Here is a 1,691-nt window from a genome sequence, read left to right on the forward strand (position 1 = left end):
ATATTCCACCTATGGATGGTTAGTTAAGTTGATTCTATATAACAAAAAATGGAACAGTTTGAAAAGTTAGGTAAATTTAGGTATAGCTTTCATCAAAGACCGTTGAGTTGATTGATACTTACAAGTTCGGCTATTATTTTGGTTGGGCAGAGCAGTTGCCGATTCCGGCAACGCCAGGAACAATGCTTGGTGAACCCTTTGTGGATATCCCGTATAGAATATTAAAAGTTGCTATCTCTGCCTGTTGAGAGTTTTAAAATTAGGTGCTATGAAGACAAAAAAGCAAAAGGATTTTGAACAGATGCCTGTTGTCAACGCGAAAGCGGCAGGCATTGATGTAGGCAGCAAAACGCATTTTGTTGCCGTTGGACAGCAGAAAGACGAAGTTCGGGAATTTGGGTGCTACACCAGTGAGCTTCACGAGCTGTGTAATTGGTTGATGGAGCATTCCATTACCAAGGTGGCACTGGAAAGTACGGGGAGCTATTGGCAACCGCTGTTCATAATGCTGCAGGCCTATGGATTGGAGCCGATCCTGGTGAACGGCAGGTTTACCAAGAACGTCAAGGGACGCAAGACGGATGTACTGGACTGCCAATGGATACAGAAGCTGCATTCGTTGGGTCTTTTAGAGGGTAGCTTTATCCCAGACCTGTTTACCGAAACCCTGCGCCAATATTGTAGGCACAGGCAGAGCCTGCTGGAGAATGCGGCAAGCTACATTTCCAAGATGCAGAAGGCACTGAGGATGACCAATATCCGCTTGGATGTTGCAGTGAGCGATATCACAGGGGTTTCCGGAAAGATGATCATCGAGGCGATCATTTCAGGGGAAAAAGACCCGGTAGTCCTTGCCTCCCTGGTGAAGTATAAGGTGAAAAAATCAAAGGAAGAGATCATCAAGGCACTTACGGGCGAATGGAGGGAGGAATATATCTTCGAATTGAGGCAATGCTATGAGGTGTACAACTACTTCCATGGCAAGATCGCAGAATGTGACAAGCATATCGAAGCTCACCTGAACCAGCGCATTGAAGATAACGAGAAGCTGGATGGCGAGGCTAGGATTGAGTATTTGGGCAAGGACAAATACCTGAACAAAAACGATCCAAAGATGAACCTACAACGAATTTCCTACCAGTTGACTGGTGGCGTAGACCTTTCTGTGATCGCCGGAGTTGGTTCAACAACCATCATTACACTGCTTTCAGAAACGGGCATAGACCTGAGTGCATTTCCCACGGCCAGACATTTTACAAGCTGGCTGAGGCTTGCCCCCAATAAGAAGGTGTCTGGCGGCAGGGTGATTTCCAGTCGTACGCTAAAGGGAAAGAGCAGGCTTGCTGATGCGTTAAGGCACGTTGCGGTTGCGGTCGGGAACAGGTTGAAAGAAGGAAGTCTGCACCAGTTCTACAGGAGAATTGCCTATCGCAAGGGAAAGCTTGCAGCAGTAACCGCTACGGCACGCAAAATAGCGGTGATCATCTATAACATGCTTACCAAAAGACAGGCCTACAAGCCAATTGCTGAAACAGAATACTTGGAGAAAATCAGGATGGCACAAGTGAAGGCAATGCAAAGACGGATCAACCAGTTGGGCGTAAGGCCGGACGAGCTCATTTTTGCATCATGCTAGTTATACTCACTTTGTTAAACCGATTTTCGGAGGTCTTGGATAATAATAGTTAGGG

The 1,691-nt window shown here is 46.5% G+C and carries 1 protein-coding gene; it reads left to right on the forward strand.

Annotated features, from left to right (window positions below):
* Window positions 1-244 precede the first annotated feature (244 nt).
* Window positions 245-1,636: an IS110 family transposase gene (locus tag HDC92_RS24930; RefSeq protein WP_221271020.1), complete on the forward strand. Its 1,392-nt coding sequence runs from the start codon at window positions 245-247 to the stop codon at window positions 1,634-1,636.
* The last annotated feature ends 55 nt before the right edge of the window (window positions 1,637-1,691 follow it).

Source organism: Pedobacter sp. AK017 (assembly GCF_014200825.1).
In the GTDB taxonomy this organism is placed as follows: domain Bacteria; phylum Bacteroidota; class Bacteroidia; order Sphingobacteriales; family Sphingobacteriaceae; genus Pedobacter; species Pedobacter heparinus.